8 protein-coding genes and 3 pseudogenes are annotated in these 17,804 nt (G+C 66.5%); 7 read left to right on the forward strand and 4 right to left on the reverse strand.

What is annotated here, in order from left to right:
- Positions 1-670: 670 nt before the first annotated feature.
- The 3 genes from ACIBKX_RS14050 (at position 671) to ACIBKX_RS14060 (ending at position 4,317) form a co-directional block, all read left to right on the forward strand.
- Positions 671-928 carry a hypothetical protein gene (locus tag ACIBKX_RS14050; protein ID WP_363275764.1) on the forward strand — a complete coding sequence of 86 codons (258 nt, stop codon included), beginning with the start codon at positions 671-673 and terminating at the stop codon, positions 926-928.
- On the forward strand, positions 903-3,317 hold the full coding sequence (locus tag ACIBKX_RS14055; protein ID WP_363275763.1) for an RNA polymerase sigma factor: 2,415 nt from the start codon (positions 903-905) through the stop codon (positions 3,315-3,317). Before ACIBKX_RS14050 ends, ACIBKX_RS14055 begins: the two co-directional genes overlap by 26 nt.
- A gap of 367 nt (positions 3,318-3,684) precedes the next feature.
- Positions 3,685-4,317 (forward strand): DUF2461 family protein, encoded by a 633-nt coding sequence (locus ACIBKX_RS14060; RefSeq protein WP_363275762.1) that lies wholly within the window; start codon positions 3,685-3,687, stop codon positions 4,315-4,317.
- Positions 4,318-4,568: 251 nt separating this feature from the next.
- Here ACIBKX_RS14060 and ACIBKX_RS14065 read toward each other — a convergent pair whose 3' ends face one another.
- The gene (locus tag ACIBKX_RS14065; protein ID WP_399375760.1) at positions 4,569-4,751 is read right to left on the reverse strand and encodes a hypothetical protein; all 183 of its coding nucleotides are present in this window, start codon (positions 4,749-4,751) and stop codon (positions 4,569-4,571) included.
- A 154-nt stretch (positions 4,752-4,905) separates the two neighbouring features.
- Between ACIBKX_RS14065 and ACIBKX_RS14070 the strand changes: the two genes are divergently transcribed.
- Entirely contained in the window at positions 4,906-6,534 is a 1,629-nt protein-coding gene (locus ACIBKX_RS14070) for an ISL3 family transposase (protein ID WP_363275760.1), read from the forward strand.
- 115 nt (positions 6,535-6,649) lie between these two features.
- Here ACIBKX_RS14070 and ACIBKX_RS14075 read toward each other — a convergent pair.
- Positions 6,650-7,423: pseudogene (locus ACIBKX_RS14075) on the reverse strand (transcriptional regulator); the annotation flags it as partial.
- Between ACIBKX_RS14075 and ACIBKX_RS14080 the strand changes: the two are divergent.
- Positions 7,372-7,597: pseudogene (locus tag ACIBKX_RS14080) on the forward strand (serine hydrolase); the annotation flags it as partial. The pseudogenes ACIBKX_RS14075 and ACIBKX_RS14080 overlap by 52 nt on opposite strands.
- Before the next feature lie 51 nt (positions 7,598-7,648).
- On the opposite strand, the pseudogene ACIBKX_RS14085 reads toward ACIBKX_RS14080, so the two are convergent.
- A pseudogene (locus ACIBKX_RS14085) lies at positions 7,649-7,938 on the reverse strand (cation transporter); the annotation flags it as partial.
- A 1,413-nt stretch (positions 7,939-9,351) separates the two neighbouring features.
- Between ACIBKX_RS14085 and ACIBKX_RS14090 the strand changes: the two are divergent.
- Positions 9,352-13,914, forward strand: a complete 4,563-nt coding sequence (locus tag ACIBKX_RS14090) for an AAA domain-containing protein (RefSeq protein ID WP_363275759.1) — start codon at positions 9,352-9,354, stop codon at positions 13,912-13,914.
- A gap of 26 nt (positions 13,915-13,940) precedes the next feature.
- Positions 13,941-14,807 (forward strand): hypothetical protein, encoded by an 867-nt coding sequence (locus ACIBKX_RS14095; RefSeq protein ID WP_363275758.1) that lies wholly within the window; start codon positions 13,941-13,943, stop codon positions 14,805-14,807.
- A 1,224-nt stretch (positions 14,808-16,031) separates the two neighbouring features.
- Here the strand turns inward: ACIBKX_RS14095 and ACIBKX_RS14100 are convergent.
- Positions 16,032-17,459 (reverse strand): HEPN domain-containing protein, encoded by a 1,428-nt coding sequence (locus ACIBKX_RS14100; protein ID WP_363275757.1) that lies wholly within the window; start codon positions 17,457-17,459, stop codon positions 16,032-16,034.
- Positions 17,460-17,804: the final 345 nt, after the last annotated feature.

A 17,804-nucleotide genomic window follows, 5' to 3' on the forward strand; every position in this document is an offset into this window, starting at 1 on the left:
GTCCGGGGCGCGGTGCTGGTCTTTCGACCGGCCCGTTTCCCCGGAGCCGCTTCCCGAACCGTGCACGCACTTGGCACCGCGCCCGGCTCTCCACAAGCCCCGGGGGCTTCCTGGTGGTTGTCCTCGTCCCGTGGTGTCCCAGGGAGTGGGAATCGCCATGCCCGGTAGCGGTAGCGAGTGGCGCCTACCGCGATCGCACCGACTTTCGCAGCACCTCGGCGATGTCTCAGGTGACGCGTGACTGACCGCGTGAGGATCGACAGACATCGTGGGGCGAGAGAGCCCCGCCCCCCTAAGAACCATGCTTCCGAGCAAGAACCAAGGTTTGTAAGAACCGAGGGTTGTAAGAACCGGGGGTCTCAACACGCTAGATACTCGACGGGCTCTATCCGCGTCTGTCACAAGGTCCGGCTGTCGGCCTCCCCGGCGCAACGGGTCAGCAGTCAGCCGGACCGCAACAACTGAAACGAGGGCGTCTACCGTGAATCTGCGGTGGGCGCCACCGGCATGCCTACAAGTCACTCGCAGGTGTGCATCCTCCTTGCCCTCGACACGCCGCATCCGATCCACTGTGCTGCGTGACCCTCCGGACGGCCAGTACCCCTTGCGCGGGGAGTCCCGGTCACGTTTTTCAGGCAGACGCGGATAGCAGTTTGAGGAGATCGAGGCTATGAAAGTGCCCGTCGGGTACGCGGTCGGCGTAACCCTGCTCGCAACCAGCAGGATTGTCGAGATCAGCGGCGACCGCTGGGATACAGCTGCGAGCTGGACACAGACAGGTGTGACCATCGCTGCCACCCTGCACGTAGTCGCCTATGGCGTAGACCGTTTGGTCAACGTCACTCGTCGGTTACGCCGGGCGATGCGGATGGCGGACGACCTCAACGAGGGCGGCACAGTTGATGGCACCGATGCTGGTGCCGCCTAGGGGCAGGACCACCGGGGAGGCCGACGACGGCAACGCCACGTCGGCCTCCCCGGCACGCTTCGAAGAGGTCTTCCGCACGCTTCACCCGAAGCTTGCCGCTCACCTGCGTGCACGATTCCCTACACTCAGCTGGCCCGACGCCGAAGATGCCGTCGCCGAGGCGTTCCTCTACGCGTACCGCGAATGGGAACGCGTCGCAGAACTGGACAACCTAACCGGGTACTTGGTCCGAGCAGCGCACCACAAGGCGATTGACATAGTGCGGAGTCAGCGACGCGTGGCCCCCACCGAAGAGTCAAATCTCGCGGCCTTGCTTGACCAGGTTGCCCATCATCAAGTCTCCGCTGCCACACCTGACTCGGAAGTCTGGGACCTCGTTCGTGAAGCAGCCGATGACACGAACCGAGAGAAGCTGCGCCAGCTCGTCAGCTTGCAGGCAGCAGGGGCATCCGATACTGCCATCGCCACCGCTTTGGGAATCACCACGAATCACGTTCACGTACAACGCAGCAGAGCCATCAAGGAGCTGAGGGAATCACTCACCGCGTATATCAGGGACGGTCATGCACGGCGGCTCCGAAAAGTCGAGCCAACGCCCGAGCCGGCAGCAACACCCCCGGGCGTGCCGGAACGGCTCAGCATCGCCGCCCCCACGGCCGCCGAAGGCGCAACGGCACCCAAGCGCAGGGGTCGCCCCGGTGCTTCTCCCAAAGAAGCAACGGCCCTGATGCGGGAGGCCGGGTTCGAGCCGCTGGAGCCCTATCCGGGAGCAAACACAAAGTGGCGGTGCCGGTGCATATCCTGCGGCAACGAGGTCTTCCCGCGATACGGGACAGCAAAGAAGGGACACGGGTGCCGGTTCTGTGCCGGGCAGGTGGTGCGCCCCCAGGCCGCCGCAGCTCTCATGCGAGAGCGCGGCCTGGAACCCATCGGTGCCTACCCGGGCGCGACCAAGAAGTGGGCCTACACCTGCACGGTCTGCGGTCACGAGGGCGTCACAACCTATCACTCGGTGAAGTCCCAAGGCAGCGGCTGCATCAGGTGTGGCCGACATCGCGCGGCGGCCGCGCAGCGTCTCAGCCCCAGTGCAGCGTCCGCAGTGATGCAGAAGGCCGGATATGAGCCATTGGAGGACTACCCGGGCTCCGGGGCACCATGGCGCTGCCAGTGCACGACCTGCGGGACGGAGGCGATGCCCACGTACGACAACGTGATGGCCGGCAACCGCTGCGGCATCTGTGCCCACGGCAGAAGGGCCGAGTCACAGCGCGGGAAGGCACCGTGGGCGGCGATCAACTCACAACGAATCAACCCTGAGTCGGCTGTCCAGGTCATGGTTGCAGCCCGGTTCCGGCCGTTGGAGCCGTTTACGTCCTCCGCCACACCGTGGCGGTGTGAGTGCTTGGTCTGTGGGCTGGAGAGCAGCCCCAGCTACCACTCCGTGAATAGCAAGAACACACGCTGCCGCTACTGCCAGCGCCGCAGCATCGACCCGCAACGGGCCCTGAAGGTCATGCGCGAGCACGGGTTGGAGCCTCAAAGTATCTACCAAGGGTCGATTGTGCCGTGGACCTGCCGATGCACGAACTGTGGCGAGATAGTCGCCGTGTCCTACCACGCGGTGACCGCCTCCGACGCCGGCTGTCGCTGGTGCGGAATCCAGCGCCGCGCTGCCACCCGCCGCATTGACGCGGACGTTGCCGCGAGCGAGATGCGGGACGCTGGCTTTGAACCGCTCGCGCCGTACCCGGGCAGCAAAGTCCCCTGGCCGTGCCGGTGCACCGTCTGCGGAAAGGAGGGCACTCCGACGATGGGCGGCGTTCGGCAGAACTACGGATGCGCTCACTGCTCCGGCCGGATCGTGGACCGCGAGGAGGCCGAAGACCTCATGCGCGAGCAAGGCTACGAGCCATTGGAGCCGTACCCCGGCGCCTCGACCCACTGGAAGTGCCGCTGCACCTATTGCGGGAATATTGTGCACCCCACCTACAGCAACGCCCGCTCTGGCTATGGCTGCCGCAAGTGCTGCCCGCGAGGCATCAGCTACGACCAACCAGCAGTCGTGTACCTGATTACACACTGCGAATTCCGTGCAGTAAAGATTGGCATCACTGGTCAGAGCGCCAAGGTCGACCGGATCCAGCGCCACATCAAGCAGGACTGGAAGGTCTTCCGACGACTTGAGGTAACCAGCGGCGAGATGGCATTCCGCATCGAGCAGGCCGTACTACGTCACCTGCGCGACGAACTCGGCCTTCCAGCGCATGTCGCCCAGCAAGATATGCCCCAGGGTGGCTACACCGAGACCTTTGATGCCGAGGAGGCCACCCCGTACGAGCTCTGGCAGCTGATCAAGCAGGCTGCGATCAGCCCACCAGAGCTGTCGTAGCTGGACGACATCGACGGACAGCGGGCCGTCCGGGTGAGCGGCCACATGAGCTGGGTATCGCGAGATCTTCTTGCGATACCCAGATGAGCCTTCAGCGCAGCGAGACCTCGGCCAGCTCCTCGCTCGGACGTCGTCCGCTGTCCGTGGGCATCCCGAACAGCGTTGACATCCAACCCATTCGCCCCAGGTCAGCGCGCTACACGCGACTAACTTCGCTGTCGAAGGACATTGGTGTCCTCTTTGATGTGGGATCTCACGTCCGGCTGCACAATCTCACCGATCGCTTCATATCGTTGTCTGAGGGCTACGCCTCCCTGCCCGTCTCACTCTCCGCTCCAACGGTTCATGAGTGAGCTAACCTCCGTGCATGCACGGACAGTTCACCGGCTGGCCGGAGCAGGCCATGGACGTCTTGTGGCAGCTTCAGGGCGAGCCGACCCACGCGACACGAGAGCGCTGCCGCGCGGACCGCGAACGCCTGGTCCGCCAGCCGATGATCGCCCTGCTCAACGAAGTCGCGGACAGCGACCCCCGGTACGAGGACTTCTCCGTCTGGCACTACCGCACCGACTCCTGGTGGTGGCAGCACCAGAGCGCCGTGATTCGGCTCGGCCGCAAGATCGAGATCAGTCTCCGGTTCTCCCTGGACGGCCTGCGGATCCAGGGCGCCTGGTGGTACCCCGATCCCGGCCAGGTGGACATGTTCCGCAAAGCCGTGGCCGCCGAGGCGAGCGGCCGCGAACTGTCCGCCATCGTCGAGGACGTACGCAAGAAGGGCTACGAGATCTCCGGGGACGTGATGAAACGCCCCCCGCGCGGCTATCCGACGGACCACTCCCGTACGGACCTGCTGCGCCACCGATCCCTGATCGCCGCCCGCCCCCTCGGCTGCGATCAGTGGCTGCACACCCCCGAGGCGGTCGACCGGGTCCTCTCGGCCGCCGCCGACCTGGACGCCCTGCTGATGTGGCTGGTCCGCCACGTGAAGCGCGCCACCTGACACCACGAGGACGCCGCACCGCACGGGAGGAACCAAACCCGTGCCGTTGACCTCGCGCTCAGAAGGTGATGCGCACCATCAGCGTCGACCGATCGTCCATCACCCAATAGCCGTTCGGCACCTCGGCCAGGGCACGGCACGGTCGAAGGCTGGCCCCGGATCGAGGACCCCGCAGAGCACATCCGGCAGGACTTTGGGAGTGTACGCGCGGACCGGGGCGATGCCCCCAAGTAGCGTGATGTCAGGGTCGGCTAATAGTCGGCGCTGTCACCGATGTCCACGCCCACCTCTTTGATCTTCCCGCTGGTGCTGAGGACCGCGTACACATAGCGGTCACCTTTGGCCCCGGCGTTGCGCGCATGCTGGATGGCGTCCTCGAGCTGCTCTAGAGTCATGTCCTTCTCGGCGCCGCTGAACTTGATCCTGGACGGCATGCACACATCCTGCTGCGCACGGCAGAGGCCGACTGGGGGTTTCACGAACCTCGCCAACGGCCGTTCACCCCCGTCCGAAACAGCTTTGCCCAGACGCTGATGAGGATCCGCGATTTTGGGTGTGACCGCGCTTCCGTGACGGCTACGGTCGGCGGTGGACTTCTGGATCGTTCCTCCTGGGCACGTCCAGTTCATGGTGGTAAACGCCTTTGAGGATGTGCTGTTTCCGGGGTTGGCGGTTCGGATTCGGCAGTTGTGCGTCGTGGGGACGGTGCTCATGGTGGACGCGGTCGGCTGCGGTCGACCGGGCCGGTGTCCGGACTGCGGCGTTCGTGCTGCGCGGGTTCACAGCCGTTACTGGCGCCACCTCTCGGACCGGCCGGCGGGCGGTCGGCAGATGGTGATCCGGCTTCTCGTGCGACGGTTCCGCTGTGACCAGCCGCTTTGCCCGAGGCGGACGTTCGTAGAGCAGGTCTGGGGACTGAGCGAGCGCCGCAAGCGCTCGACACTCCCCATGCGCGATCTGCTGCGGGCCATCGCGGTCGAGCTGGGCGGCCGCCCCGGCCAACGCCTGTGCCACAAGCTCCTGTTGGCTGGGCGCCGGAGCCTGCTGCTCGGGCTGCTGGAGGCGCCACCCGTGCCGGCCAGAGCACCACGCGTGCTCGGCGTGGACGAGTTCGCCTTCCGCAAGGGCCGCACCTACGGAACCCTCCTGGTCGATGTGGAGGGCTCGCTGCCCGTCGACGTACTGCCAGACCGAGAGACCGCGACACTCACGGCCTGGCTGCGAGCTCATCCGGGTGCGGAGATCGTCTGCCGGGACCGGGCCACGTCGTTCACCCGGGCCATCCAGCAGGCCGCTCCGGCCGCGGTCGAGGTGGCTGATCGCTGGCACCTGCTCGCGAACCTGTCCGCCGCCGTGGAGAAGACCTGCCACCAGCACCGCGACTGCCTGCGCAAACACGCCGACCGGCACAACGGCCCTCGCGCCAAGGCACCGGAGCCGAACATCGCCCCGCAGACGGTCGCCCTGCCCCGAACCGCGATCGTGGCCCGCACCCGCCAACGCCACCAGGACGTGCACGAGTTGCTCGACCAGGGATGGACGATCAGCGCGATCGCCCGCCGTCTCCGCCTGGACCGCAAGACGGTGCGACGGTTCAAGGAGACGGACCTGGACGTGCTGATCACATCAGCCCGCGACCGCCGCCCCGGCCTGATCGATCCGTTCACCGCTTATCTGCAGGCCCGGTTCGCGGCCGGCTGCACCAGCCCAATGCGGCTGTTTCGCGAAGTCCGCGAACGCGGCTACGGCGGCAGCCGCCATGTCGTCTGCCGCTATGTGGCCAGCATCAAGGACGGCACCGCCGTCCCCGCCCCCGCGCCGATCCCCAGTCCCCGCAAGATCACCTCATGGATTATGCGATCTCGCGAGACCCTGCAGGACAAGGACGCCGCCCGACTCGATCGAGTCCGGCTCGCATGCCCCGACATCGCTGCGGCCTGCGACTTCGCCCGCGTCTTCGCCGAACTCGTCCGCAACCGGCGCGGCCACCTCCTGCTGGACTGGATCAGACAGGCTGAGCAGGACGGCCCCAAACCCATCCGGGGCTTCGCCGGATTCCTCCGCCAGGACCTCGACGCCGTCACCGCCGGCATGACCCTCGCCTACAGCTCCGGCGTCGTCGAAGGCCACGTCAACCGCATCAAGACGATCAAGCGGCAGATGTACGGGCGGGCATCGTTCCCTTTGCTACGGGCCAGAATCCTCATCCGGCCGTAGCCGTCACGGAAGCGCGGTCACACCCAGATTCAACGAGCCCTATCACCCCCCTCATCGGGGTGTTCGCGCACCTGACGGATGAACTGAGCCAGCAGCTCTTCGACCGCGGGGGCGGTTCCAAGGCGACGCCCGCGTCACCGAAGGCTACGGCCGCGCTGAGGCCAAGTAGGGCCACGTTGGTCGGGCTGAAGTTGGCCCAGGCGTCTGGGCCGTCGAGCGTGACGTAGCGGCTGTCGCGGGTCAGGGCGTAGGCGTGGACACGGACGCTGGAGGCGAGGACGGCGGGGGCACCGGAGCGTTCGGCCTCGGCCATGGCACGACCGACCGCGAGCCAGGCATTGCCCTGGTCGCTCTGTTTGAGCAGCAGGCTCGCCGAAGTCTGGTACGCCGTGGCGAGGAGGCTGGATACGTCGCTCGATCCGGGGGTGTCGCTGATGGCCTGCCGCAGCTGCCCGATCAAGCCGGGCAGCGCGCCCTCCAGCTTCGTGTAGTCGCAGGTGTAGAAGAGGCGGCGTACGCCGGCGACTTGGTCCCGCAGCTTCTGGAGGTCCGGCACCGGTTCGGCAGTCACGCGGGCCGCACCGGGCAAGAGAGCCTGCACCAGGTCCCGATGAGCGGCGCTCGGGATGGCTGGGGCCGCGAGCGCGGCAATGCCTGCGGCGAGAACGGTCCGGCGGCCCATGTCCTCTGTCTCGGGGTCGGCGGGGCTGGGGTCCGAAGCGGCGGCGAGGCCGAGGTGCTGCGGCAGAATCGCCAGCACCTGCGCGACCTCGCGCAGGATGCGGACGTCTTCCGTGCCCCTGCCGTTCTCCAGGCGACTCACCTTGGACTGGTGACCAGACCGGCACTCTGGCCCCTGCACGCGGCCTCTTCTGGCACCCCGCCCCAGGCACCTCCCTCGCCGACGACATCTGGGTCCAATACGGCTTCACCGACCGGCATGTGGATCTCACCCAAGCAAGGGCGGTGGGCGGTACTAATGACCAACAAGCTCTACACCACCCGCGACCGCCAACCCTTGACTGACGTCCGCAACGCCTTCCGCGCGCTGGCCTTCGTCTAGAGCGACATGGTCAGCCTCGCCCTTGTTCCCGACCTCGCCTGCAGGGGCCGGTCAGTTGCAGCAGTCACAGCCAGTGCGGCAGCCGCAGACGTCCGTCTCCTGCCGTTGAGCCGGGACCGCAGCTGCCAGGGCCGCGCAGCAGCCCTTGCCCTGCCAGGCGTCGCGGCCTTCCTTGACGGCGATGGGCAGAGCAGCGATCGGATCGGCCCAGGAGCAGCCGAGGTAGCGCTGAGGACCAGGTCGGCCAGGAGGACGGCGGACAGGTACGTGCACAGCAGGGTCTGTTTGGAGTCGGCGACCGCGGAGGCGGAGCCGAGTTCGCAGCCCACGCGGCGCTGGGCCCTGGGCCTAGGGGCCAGTGCGTCCAAGCCACCGGCGCCACCCGCGGACGGGCGGCTCAAGCTCCGGCTCGGGGACGTCTGGCCCGATGTCCACCACCAAGCCCGACAGATCCTTGACTGGAGCGCTCCGTACCTTCGAGCCGCTGGTGAGTCACGCCTTGATGTACACGCGTCGGGGGTTCTTCCCGCTGTGCCGCAGAGCACTGGGGCGGACCTCCTCGTAATGCTTCAAGCCACTGAGAGGTTCGATCGCCCTGGGGTCCGGGAGCCATCGGCCACTCACTCGCTTCTTCTCCCCGTCCCACCGTCGCGACCACGGACCGTGGATAGGGATGACCTCGATACGCTCGACCCCGATGGCGATGACGCCACGGTTCTTCAGCCGGATTCGGAAACGGTACTTACGCTCTTGCCGTGGTTGGGAGGCTACCGGGCTCATCCCGTGGTGCTCAACGGTGACGCGAACATTGGGTTTCACCCGCACGCAGGTCAGGGCCGCGATGCCCATGTTGCATAGTGCGCCTACAGCAGCGCCAACGGAAACCAAGAGAGCGGCATCCGCACGGTCAAGGTCCATGAACCAAGTCTGATGGCGTACCTGCCATCTGACGGCGCATTGGCCAGGGCCGCCCGACGCGGAGGTGTCGCCCTTGTGGATCCCGGCAGCCACGATCGGAGGCCTCCCGGTCTGCGTCTCCCTTCGTTCTGCAGGTCATCTGATCTCTGGACGCTCCTCCCAGCGCAACGACGACTGCTGCTCGTGAGACAAGTGCGAGCGCGAGAACAGACCCGAGTAGCCGCCGAAGGGCCCGGCCAGGGCCGCGCCAGCGAACAGGGCCAGAGCCGCGGCGACGGCGACCGGCCCGGCGAGGCGGCCGTAGTGGTTGCGCCCCAGCGGTCGGTGACGGCGGCGGCCTGGAGGAGAGTGAGGTTGCCGCGCACCACGCCCGGCGCGTGTTGGCGTCAAGCGACTTCGCGACCGCTGCGGCCGGGACCGACCACGGCTTCCCGGAACCTCGGAAAGTCTCCCCGACTCTCTGTGGCGAGTTCTGGGCTCGGCAGACGAAGACAAGGCTCTGCAAGCCCACATCGCTGCGAAGCAGCCGAGACCGCCATGGCACCCCATGGCCCAAGAGTCGTCGATTTCCAGTCGTCTGGGGTAGCAATGTCGCGCGCGGCTACGTGACCTCCCTCTAGCCAGAGATCAATCGCAATCCCACACTCATGCCTTCAACTCGCCCTTCTCAAGGAGGGCTAGCCGAGGAATCAGCTGCGTGAATGGCATATTGCGGGCCAGGAAGCATCTACACCTTCGAGCATATTCACGCCAATCTGCTGCTTTCTCCCTTGCTGGACAGCTCCCACACCCTCATCCTGATCCGTTCACCACCGCCAAAGGATCATGGGGGAATCATGGCGCAGCACGCGCCCAGCGCGGGCGATGCAGCCACCGTCCGGCAGACCCGCAACCTCATCGAGTACGTACGGGAGATCGTGCGGGCGACCCACCGGCCGGTCCGCGATTGCGGGCAGTACCAGGACAGGCTGTGGCTGTCCTCGCTCCCGGCTGGCGTCACACCAGCCCGGCATACCCGCAGCAGCACACTGCTCAAGGTGCAGCACCTGCGCAAGACTGCCGCCCCAACGATCCCTGAAGAATTGGTGGGGTGGGTCTCGCCCGACGTCTCAGCGCAGGCGTCACGGCAGGACCCGCCACTGGCGGCCGTCGGTCCCGGCAGCGGTTGGGCGGAAGACGAGAACGGCGATCCGGTGGAGATCACCGAGATCGCCGTCGAGGATGCGCCGCACGTTCGGCACTCGTACCGCCGATGGCTGGCAGCCTGGCGCCGGTGGGCCAGTGCCGAGCTCGCCGCCGAGCCGTATCGCAAGCTACATCGCCGACTCCGCCGCATAGACCGCCAGCTGCGCGAGGAGGGGGACGCATATGAGCTGGTGCTGGGCGTCGGCCTGCTGACGCGTGAAGATGGCAAGGTCCAAGAATTGGTGCGCCGACACCTGTTCACCGCTCCGCTGTCCATCGCGATCGATGACCGGAACAACGAGATCACCATCTCCCTGGCAGCTGGCGCCGGACTGCGTCTTGAGGACACAGAATTCCTGGAAGAGAGCGACGGCTACAGCACTGAAATGCTGTCGGGCCTTCGGGAGCGCCTTGAGTCCGAAGAGGTGCCCCATCCCCTTTCCGGTGAGGTGGATCAACTGCTCGTCGACTGGGCTGAACAGGCGCTGGGCGAGCATGCCGCAGTCCGCTTCGATCCCGAGTGGGCGCCGCCGGAAGCTCGCGAAGGGACCGGCTTCGCTCTGCGGCCCGCACCTGCCGTGATGCTGCGCGAGCGAGGACGCAGTGCACTCGTCGGCTTCTACGAAAAGATCGCCGAACGGCTCGCCAAAACCGGGGCGAAGGCCCCGCTGGGGCTCGCACGGCTCATCGTGTCGCCGGAGGTACAGGAGAGCACCGGCTGGAGCGCCACGTACGGCCATGCCTCGGCTCCCGCACTCGGGCCAGATCCACTGTTCCCGTTGGCGACGAACGCCGCGCAGCGCGACGTGCTCGCCCGCCTGCAGCGCGACACCGGCGTCGTCGTTCAGGGCCCGCCAGGTACAGGCAAGACGCACACCATCGCCAACCTGACGTGCGCACTCCTCGCAGACGGCAAACGCGTCCTGGTGACCAGCGAGAAGGACCAGGCCCTGCGGGTACTCAGGGACAAGCTCCCGCCCGCGCTGCGGGGCCTGTGCGTACTGCAGGGCGACCCGCGACGCGGAGGTACCGAGGAACTGGACAAATCGATCCGCGCCCTGTCCCGACTACACGCGACCACCACAACGGAGCGGCTTGCCGAGCGAGCCGAGGAACTGGACGCTCAACGCACGGAGCTCGGTGAGCGTCGAGCCCTGCTGCGAAATGAACTCCGCGATCTACGAGAAGTCGAGTGGCGTGAGTACACCCAGCTTCCGGAGGGATACCAGGGACAGCTCTTCCAAATCGTCGAAGCCGTGTCGGCAGGTCAGGTCCAATACGACTGGCTTCCTGCCCTGCCCGATGACGCCGCCGACGTCCCCCCGATCGACGCCGATGAGGCCCGCCGACTCGTGGCGCTGATCGAACGCCACGGTCCAGTGGTCCTAGACGAACACGGCACCCTCTGCCCCGACCCCGCGCAACTACCCTCCACCGCACAGCTCGCGAGTGCCGTGCACACCCTGGCCGCGGCCGAGCGGGCCCGCCTCGACGATGCCCTCGACCCGCTCGCCGACACTCTCGCTGCTCATGGACCCGAACTCGTCGCGGCCCTGCACAAGCACTTGCACAAGGCGTCCGCCGCCTTGCAGCGCGCAGGACTCAACCAGGACCTCGCGCACTGGGATCCCGACGAATGGCGTACCAAAGCGCTGCGGCATGGACTTGCCGACCAGAGGCGGGGCTTGTGGGATCTGGTGCGGAATGCCAGCGCCGAGGCCGAGGAAGTGCAGAGCTCGCTCGTCGCCCTGAGCCACCGACACGTCGAGGTACCGTCCCTCACCACAGAGGAACGCGCTGCCATGATCGCGACAGGCCAGACGCTGTGGTCGTTCGTGCACGACGGCGGGAAGCTCCGCAGTATCTGGGCTTGGCGGACCCGGCGTCCGGCGCGGAAGCTGCTGGAGGAGTGCCGAGTCGATGGGCATCGGCCGGACAGCGCGAAGGACCTCGCAGCGGTCCTCACGCAACTGCGCGCCGAGCATATCGTGACGGAGCTGAACAACCGCTGGCAAGACGTCGGCGCCCCCAGAGTAAGTGGCTCCGCTCGGGTCGCTCTGGCCGAGCTCCTGGACCGCGTACGGGACTTGGCTGCCGTGGACACATTCTCCGTGGCAGGCCGGGCGGCCCACGACGAGCTGCTCCTGGCCGGGGTGCACGCGACGGTGCACACCCCCGATGGCTGGGAGGCCCTGCGCCTCGCGGTCACCCGCGCTGAACGGGTGCTCACCGCTGCCGCGGCGGAACGTACGCTCCAGGGCCTGGCAGACGCTCTTCCGCAGCCGGGTCCGCGCGGTGGTCCCGAGCTGGCAGAAGCGCACCTGGCGATGGCCGCCCGCGACGTGGCGGCGTACGAGGAGGCCCTAGCGGCGCTCGACGCGGCGTACCTTCGAGAGGCCGACCGCCGGGAGGCCCGCAAGCTGCTCGGTCGTCTCGCCCAAGGCCACGCGGAACTTGCCCGCATGCTGACGTCCACCCCAACCGCGCCGCACTGGAGCGCCCGTCTGCCTGCACTCGCCGGCGCTTGGTCTTGGCGGCGGTCCCACGCCTTCACCGAGCGCATGCTCGACCAAGACAGGGAGGGCCATCTCGACGGGGAATTGGCCGACGTGGAGGGCCGCCTTCGCGAAACCGTGGAGCAGCTGGCGGCCACCCGAGCCCTGTGGCACTGCCTGGACCGGCTGACGATCCGCCAGAAGCAGGCCCTCAGCTCCTACGCCGACGCAATGGCCCGCGCCGGGTCCCGCACCTCGCCGTCAGCCCGGCGCCATCTGCGCAACGCTCGCTCGGCGATGCGGGACGCCATGGGCGCGGTACCTGCCTGGGTCATGCCTGTGAAGCAGGCTGCTGCCACCCTCCCGCCGGAGCCGGACTCCTTCGACGTAGTGATCGTCGACGAGGCCAGCCAGGTCGGTCTCGACGGCCTGATGCTGCTGTGGCTGGCCCCGCGCGTCATCATCGTCGGCGACGACCGGCAGTGTGTACCGGCGTTCCTGCCGAGCAACCACGAACGTCTACGACGCCGCCTCGACGATCTACTGCCCGACCTGCTCGACTGGCAACGTGACGCCCTGGATCCCTCCGGCTCGAACCTCTACGCCTTGCTGCGGTCCCGGTACACCGAAGTGATCATGCTGACGGAGCACTTCCGCTGCATGCCTGAGATTATCCAGTGGTCCTCGCACCAGTTCTACGACAAGGACCTGGTACCGCTGCGCCAATACGGCGCCGACCGTCTACGTCCCCTTCAGGTCGTACACGTTCCCGAAGGCCACTGCGAAGGGTTCGGAGACCGTCTTGTCAACCGGCCGGAGGCAGAGCGACTCGTCGCCAAGCTCAAGGAGTTGACGCAGGATCCCGCCTACGCGGAGCGGACATTCGGCGTCATCCCAATGCGCTCCGGAGCCTCAGCACGGCTCATCGACGACCTCATCGACAACGAGATCGAACCTGACGTCCGCGAACGGCACCGCATTCGGGTCGGCGTCGCCACAGACTTCCAAGGCGACGAAAGAGATGTGATGTTGCTGTCGACGGTGATCGATGGCAACCACATCCGCAAGATCCGCAGCCTTCCCGACGGCCGCCGGTTCAATGTCGCCGCAAGCCGTGCACGCGACCAGATGTGGCTGTTCACCTCGGTCACCACCGACCAACTGCCCAGCGACGACCTGCGCCACACGCTCATCACCCACATGCGGTCCCCCGCACTCACCCATCAACCACCGCCGGACCTGGAGGCCGTACCCGACAGCGAGCAGCGTGCCCCCTTCGGCTCACTGTTCGAGCAACGTGTCTTCCGGAAGATCAGAGAGCACGGATACCACGTCGTACCCCAATGGCAAGTGGGTGAAAAGCGCATCGACCTGGTGGTCACAGGCGAGCACGCCCGCCTTGCCGTCGAATGTGACGGCAGCCCGTACCACTGGACCTCCCAGCAGATCCAAGAGGATTACGAGCGCGAGCGCGAACTACGCCGGGCGGGCTGGAACTTCTGGCGTGTACGCAGCAGCACGTTCGCTCTGGACCCGGAAGGGTCACTGGCCCCGCTATGGGAGCGCCTGGAGCTCATGGGCATCCAGCCAGGGGTCGCGGAGGAGATCGTGGGCGGCGAAACATCGGAAACCTGGGCCCCCATCGAACTCGACGAAAATGCACCGGACAGTGAGGAGTACGCGGATCAACCCGACTCGGACCAGGACGACGGCCGTTAGGGCACAAGGGCCCTACGCAGACGCAGATGACGACACAACCAGCAGCATCGCCCAAGAAGCAGGAGCCTGACATGGCCGGTCCGCTTGACGAGAACACACTGATCGAGATCGCCCGGCTGATCTGCGGCGACGACGGCCCTGTGCGTTACCTGCGCGGCTGGGAGCTGCCAGGGTTCTTCCGCCGCGCGGGGTGGCAGCACGTCCCCGATCACGACGGCAGTCCACGTCACCCGTGGACCTCCCAGCTCATGCTCGACCGCCGCGAGGACAGCCCCGAGGACATCGAGCGTGCCGTCCTCCGCCTGGCTGACCCCCTCGAGTTTCACGGGCAGAAGCGCGAGTTCGAAGCCACCCTGGAACGCCTCAACGAGCTGCTACTCCTAGAAGGACTGCAGGTCGAGCTGATCAGCAACAGGCCCGTCCTCACCGAGCTGGAGCCCGACGGCGACGCCGCACGACGACTGCCCCAGGTCGAGTTGCAGGTATCGATCAAGGACGTGGTAGACGATCCGGCGTTGGCCGACTCGGTGCAGACCCGGCTCAACGAGGCACGCGTTTGCTACGAACACGGCGCCTACGTCTCTGCCGTGATCATGCTGGGCAGCCTACTCGAAGGAGTGCTGCTGCACGCCGCCACATCCCGCACCGCTCAGAGCCCCTTGCCGAAACCGGTCAAGAACATGGGGCTACAGGATCTTGTGCAGTTTGCGCATACCAACGGCTGGATCGAGCCCGACGCGAAGATGGCCTTCGACCTTGTTCGCCACTACCGCAACTCAGTCCATCCCCATCTGGAGAAGCGAACTGGCCACCGTCCCAACAAGGACACGGTGGACATGTGCTGGCCCGTGGTCAACGCCACGCTCAACGATCTCGCCGCAAGCGCGCCGTAGTTCGCGGCGAGACAACCCCAAGGACTCCTCGAAGTCTTCGCTCAGGTCGCCGCGGGGCCCGGGTCGAAGTGGTCTACCCGCTCGCTGAGAGCGTCAACGCCCGGTTCAAGGTGGAGCATGATCGCGCGTGGGCTCGGCCTGGCCGGAGTCAGGAAGCCGTGCCTCCGCGGAACGCGAGTGACTGCGCCCCTCCGTGGCGGCGGAGGGGCAGGAAAGCTGACGGATCAGACGGTCGTTGGCGGCGTAGAGGGAACCGGTCGATTGGTGAGGACGCCTCACGCCTGGCCGGTGCTCAGCCTGACGCTCAGGGGCGCCTAGGAGCCGAGGCCGACGGCGTCATGTCCGGCCAGGTCCATTTCCCCGTTCCCAGACGCTGCTCCCTCATGCTCGCGGTTCCGCGCCAGGCTTCACGACATCACCCGGCGCTACCGCCGCCTTCACATCGCGACCACCAGGCCGAAAGACGCCACCGACTCCAACTCCCCCACATCGTCAAGGTGTTGACCGTCATGGATTGTCAGTTGGCGCCGCTACTGTCGATTGTTGTGCCGAGGAACACCCGGCCCCGCCCTGGGGGGTGTCATCCGCTCCCCTCCTTCACCAGCGAGGTTCTGTGACCTACGTACGCCCCCACACCCGCCGCGACGGAACCCCCGTCAAAGGCCACTACCGCCGCCAGCGCCCCCGCACCGCCAAGACGCGAACGGCGCCCCGCCGCACGGCCCCGTACGGCACTGCCGTACCGCGGCCCCGTCTAGTCCACAACGGACCCACGACCTACGTCCGCACCTACTACCGGGCAGACGGCACCCGCGTACGCGGCCACCGCCGCGCCATCAGCCCCCGCACCGTCGCTGTGGTGGCGGGCGCCGGAGGCGGGCTCATCCTGCTGATCCTTCTTCTGCTGACACTGGCCAGCGGCCCCGGCGACAGCAGCAAGACACCGACGCGCACAACGCCGTCGCAATCGTCCGCATCAGCACCGTCCCACAGGTAGCCCCCGTCGTGCGCTAAGAAGGCCCCGTCGTCTACTGACGGGCCTTCTGCCGTCCGAAGTCAGTCGTCGAATTGGATCGGATAGGACACCATCGGAAACTGCTTGGGCTGCGGCTGGTCCCAGTCAGGGACTTCACCGGATACACAGCCGTCGACTAAGGGCTGTCCTACCTTCTTGACGTGGGCCTGCTCTGGTCGAGATCCTCCGTAACTGCCGCACGCCAGCACTTACCCACCCGGTGTCTCCCCGGAGTCCGCGAACCACTCCGGGAATCCCTTCATCACCAAGGCGCGCACCTGCTTCCGTTCCCAGTGGTAGTCCAGCGACCGGCGGCACACGGCATCGCTGAACCCGAGCCGCCGCAGCAGAACGGCCTCAGCAAGGAGAAGGGCTGAGGAGAGCATCCCGACCATCTGGTCCACGGTTGTCTTCGAGTCCAGCACATGGCCGAGCTCGTTGCGGACGTCGCGCAGCTTCCGGAACCACTTCTCCTGGTTTCCAACGACGCCGGCCATTACCTCGCCGGTCTCCTGCAGCAGCTCCTGAATCCGGAAAGCGTAGCTCTTGCGGTGTGCGTGCCCGATGGCGTCCGCCAGCCACTTCCGGTGCTCTGGGTGTTTCTCCTGCACAGCCGCAAGGATTGCGGCGTTCCGGGCTTGCTCGTCGGCGGTCTTCTTCTCCAGGTCTGGGTTGAGTCCGCGATGCAGTCCTTCGATTGCCGAGGCGATCGTGAACAGCCGTTGTTGCAGGTATCCGCTTGCGTCGGAGCGGAGAGAGAAGACTAGATCACAGACATCCGACAAGCGTGTCTGCAGGTCAAACCACCGGGGCAGCAAGTCCCCGAATTCGATGTCCGGCGGGTAGCCATTGCTATTCATTCCGAACCGCATGTGCGGGCGGACCACCCGCCGCTCGGTCTCATCCTGATTGGAACTCCGACGCCGGACGGAGTGCGCAGTCACCTGCCAGGGCAGGTCGTTGCTCTTGTCGTTGCCCACCAGAAGATCAAGTGCCTTGCTGTGAAAGCCGGTGGCCAAGGCCAGCAGTTGCTCAAGCGGACGGACGAACTGGTACTCCAGCTCATTTAGCGGCACCCGTTCGTTGAGCCGAAGCTCAATCACTTCATGGCTGCTGAACCCTGCGTCCGTCAGCCGGCTGAAGCACGTGTTCTGACTCCTGCCCAGGGAAATCTCGCAACCAGGGACCGAGGCGGTCAGGACCGGCAGATCGTCGACCGCCTGCAGCGATTCGGGCGGTCCCGCCTCCCAGCTGTACGGAGACCGGTTGACCCATTCATCCAGATGGGCCAGGCGCAGCGAGGCCCGGCTGAAACGGGTGTCCTGCTCTCGCAGGTGGGACTCGCCAATCAAGACCGTACCCACGACCAAGCTCCGATGGACCACGCGGCGAGCACCCAAGCCAGCTGACGAGCCATCAGCCTGCACGTTCGAAAGGAGGGTCAGACTCGTGCCCATGCTGCGGCCGTGGATCACGGGTTGCAGCTCGGCCAAGTCCGAGTGCGGCGTCGAACGGTCGTACAGCTCCAGCTCCGGGTAGCGCGGACCGATCGTCAGGGTGCCGTTCATTACGTGATCTGGCCGCTCAGGCAGCCACCACTCGCCCACGTACGTCGTCCGCTGTTCCCGCATTGCCATCTGCCAAGCGTAGAAGGCTACCGAAGATCTTGTAGGCGTACAGGTACCCCCTCGGGCACGTCGAGCGTGGCGTGGCAGACTCCGTCGTCCCTGAGGCGGCAGCCACGGAGGATCTCGACCGGAGTCATGGGACAGCCCTTAGGGCTTCGGCAATTTCCCGTTGCCATTCCCGGCTCAGCTCGATCCGCTTCCAGATGCTTGCCGGTTCGGCGGAGTGATTCAGCGTGCTGCCGGTGTGCGGGTCAATGAGTCGTAGTGCCTGCTGGGCACTAGCGGTGTCGCTCACGCGCCGCTGGTGCCGCCGATCGCCATGCCCCGCGCTGCCAGGCGCAGCGCACCCTCGAA

Origin of the sequence: Streptomyces sp. NPDC050658 (genome assembly GCF_044457025.1) — a bacterium.
Taxonomy (GTDB): domain Bacteria; phylum Actinomycetota; class Actinomycetes; order Streptomycetales; family Streptomycetaceae; genus Streptomyces.